Here is a 3,349-nt window from a genome sequence, read left to right as displayed (position 1 = left end):
TGACCCGGACGTTGGTGCTGATCGGCGTGCCCGGTGCGGTGGTCCCGCTGTCCGGGTTCGCCACCACCGTGTTCGCCCCCACCGTGACGGAGACGCGGGCGTTGGAGCACACCGGGGTCGGGGTCGGGGCGAGCGGCGCGACGGGGTATGTCACGGAGGAGTCGCAGACCCGGTAGACGTAGGAATCGGCCCCGCTGAACCCGTTGACCGGGACGTAGGTGATGGTGCCGTCCGGATTGATCGTGGTGGCACCGTGCGCGGCCGTCGTAGTGATCGTCATCGAGGCCGGGTTGAGCGGAGAACCGTTGGCGGACACCGTGTCGTTGGCCAACACGGTGGTGGTGACGGTGGTGTTCTGCGGGGTGGTGACGGTGTCGGCGTTGGCCTTCACGACGTTGGGCACGGTGATCGTGACCGTCGCCGAAGCACAGACCGGCGTCGGGTTCGATGTGTCGCAGACCTTGTAGACGTAGGTGTCGACGCCGGAGAAGCCGATGGCCGGCGAGTAGGTGATGTTGCCGGTCGTGGCGTCGACGGCCGTGGTGCCGTGGCCCGGGGCGGTGGTCACGATCGGGTTCGCCAGGGGCTGGCCGGTGGAGCTCGAGTCGTTGGCGCGGACGTTGGTCGTCACCGGCGTGCCGGGCTGCGTCGAGTCGGTGTCGTCCGTCGCAATGACCACGTTGCCGCCGATGGTGACGGTGACCGTCGCGACCGCACACTTCGGCGTCGGGGTCGGGGCGAGCGGAGCGACCGGGTATGTCACGGAGGTATCGCACACCTGGTAGGTGAAGGTGTCCGTCCCGGTGTAGCCGGCGGTCGGTGTGTAGAGCACAGCACCGGTGGTGGGGTTGACCGTGGCGGTGCCATGGGTCGGGCCGGTCTGCACGGCGACCGACGCCGGGTTCAGCGGGGCGCCACCGGTGGTGATGGTGTCGTTTGCAAGGACGTTGATGGTGGTCGCGGCGTTCTGCGCGGTCGCGGCCGAGTCGTTGACGGCGGTGACCGTGTTGTTGACCGTCACGGTGACCGTCGCGGTGGAACACAGGGGCGTCGGGTTGGAGGTGTCGCAGACCTTGTACTGGTAGGTGTCGACCCCGGAGAAGCCCGTCGCCGGCGTGTAGGTGATGCCGCCGGTGCCCGGGTTCACCGAGGTGGTGCCATGTCCGGCCGCGGTCACCACGACGACAGAGGCCGGGTCAAGGGGGGCGCCGCCTGCGCTGACCGTGTCGTTGGCCAGCACGTTGGTGGTGATCGGCTGGGTCGGTGTGGTGGTGCGGGCGTCGTTCACGGCGGTCACCACGTTCGCACCGACGGTGACGGTCACGGTCGCCGTCGAGCAGGCCCTGGTCGGCGTCGAGGAGTCGCAGACCGAGTAGGTGAACGAGTCGGTGCCGGTGTAGCCGGCGCCGGGGCTGTAGGTGATCTGGCCGGCGGCGTTGACCGTAGTGGTGCCGTGGGTCGGCACCGTGACGATGGTGACGCTCGCCGGGTTCAGCGGTGAGCCACCGGTGGTGGCGGTGTCGTTGGCCAGCACGGTGACCACCACTGGAGCGTTCTGCGGTGTCGTCGCGGTGTCGTTGTTCGCCTTCACAGTGTTCGGAACGGTGATGGTGACCAGGGCCGAGGCGCACAACGGGGTCGGGGTCGACCGGTCGCAGACCTGGTAGCGGTAGGTGTCGACTCCGGAGAATCCGTTCGCCGGCGTGTAGGTGATCGCTCCGGTCGTGGTGCTCACCGACGTGCTGCCGTGACCGGCCGCGGTGGTGACCGCGACGGTGGCCGGGTTCAGCGGGGCGCCCCCGGCGGTGATGGTGTCGTTGGCCAGCACGGTGGTGGTGATCGGGGTGACCGGCGGGGTGGTGCCGGCGTCGTTGACGGCGGTGACGGTGTTGGCCGGGACGGTGATCGTCACGGCGGCGGTGCTGCAGACCGGTGTCGGGGTGGAGGAGTCGCAGACCTGGTAGCTGTAGGTGTCCGTGCCGGCGAAGTTCGCGGCCGGGGTGTAGGTGATGGCCCCGTTGGCGGTGTTCACCGCGGTGGTGCCGTGACCGGCCGGGGTGGTGACGGCGACGGAGGCCGGGTTCAGCGGCGAGCCGCCGGTGGTGATGGTGTCGTTGGTCAGCACCGTCGTGGTGATGGCGGTGTTCTGCGGCGTCGTGCCGCTGTCGTTGATCGCCTGGACCGCGTTGGGCACGGTGATCGTCACGGTCGCGGTCGCACAGACCGGCAAGGCCGAGGTGTCGCAGACCTGGTACGTGTAGGTGTCGACCCCGGAGAAGCCGGTGTTCGGTATGTAGGTGATGACGCCCGTGCCCGCGTTCACGCTGGTGGCGCCGTGGCCGGCAGGCGTGGTGACGGTCGGGTTCGCCAATGGCTGGCCCGTCCCACTGGTGTCGTTGATCCGGACGTTGTTGGCGACGGGGGTGGCCGGCGGCGTCGAGTAGTTGTCGTTGACGGCGGTGACGACGTTGTTCGGCACCGTGATGGTGTCGACCGCGGTCGCGCACACCCGGGTCGGGGTGGAGCTGTCGCAGATCCGGTACGTGTACGTGTCCGTGCCGGAGAACCCGGGCGCCGGTGTGTAGGTGATCGCGCCGGTGGTCGTGTTGATGGCAGTGGTGCCGTGCAGGGCCGCCACGGTGATGGAGACCGATGTCTTGTCCAGCGGAGAGCCGTTGACCGAGACGGTGTCGTTGGCCGGGGCGTTCAGTACCACGGCGGTGTTCTGCGGCGTGGTCGCGTTGTCGGCGACGGCGGTCACCACGTTCGGGACGGCGACGGTGACCGTGGTGCTCGCGCAGACCGGCGTCGGCGTGGAGAGGTCGCAGACCCGGTAGGTGTAGACGTCCGTCCCGGAGAATCCGACCGCCGGCGTGTAGAGAACAGCGCCGGTGGTGGTGTTCACCGACGTGGTGCCATGTCCTGGGGCGACGGTCACGACGACCGACGCCGGGTCGAGGGCGGCGCCGTTGGCGGCCTTGGTGTCGTTGGCCAGGACGTTCGTGCTGACGGCGATCCCCGGGGTGGTGCTCGAGTTGTCCGGATTCGCGACGACGGTGTTGGAGCCGACGGTCACGCTGACCGTCGCGATGGCGCAGACCGGGGTCGGGGTCGACTTGTCGCAGACGCGGTAGCTGTAGACGTCGGTCCCGCTGTAGCCGGCGGCCGGCGTGTACGTGACGGCGCCGGTGCTGGCGTTCACCGTCGTGCTGCCATGGGTCGGAGCCACCGTCACCGTCACGCTCGTCGGATCGAGGGCGGCGCCGTTGGTGGTGTGGGTGTCATTCGCCAGGACGTCGGTGACGACCGGGGTGTTCTGTCCGGTGGTGGCGGTGTCGTTCACCGGGGT

General features: G+C 69.2%; 1 protein-coding gene. It reads right to left on the bottom strand.

Annotated elements, in window-relative coordinates; genetic code table 11:
- Nucleotides 1-3,349: beta strand repeat-containing protein (locus tag ABIB25_RS29055; RefSeq protein WP_354531992.1), on the bottom strand; the 3,349-nt coding region annotated here is incomplete at both ends.

Origin of the sequence: Nakamurella sp. UYEF19 (assembly GCF_040546275.1) — a bacterium.
In the GTDB taxonomy this organism is placed as follows: Bacteria; Actinomycetota; Actinomycetes; order Mycobacteriales; family Nakamurellaceae; genus Nakamurella.
The sequence above is the reverse complement of the archived record's forward strand: the minus strand, read 5'-3'. Positions and strand labels throughout refer to the sequence as shown.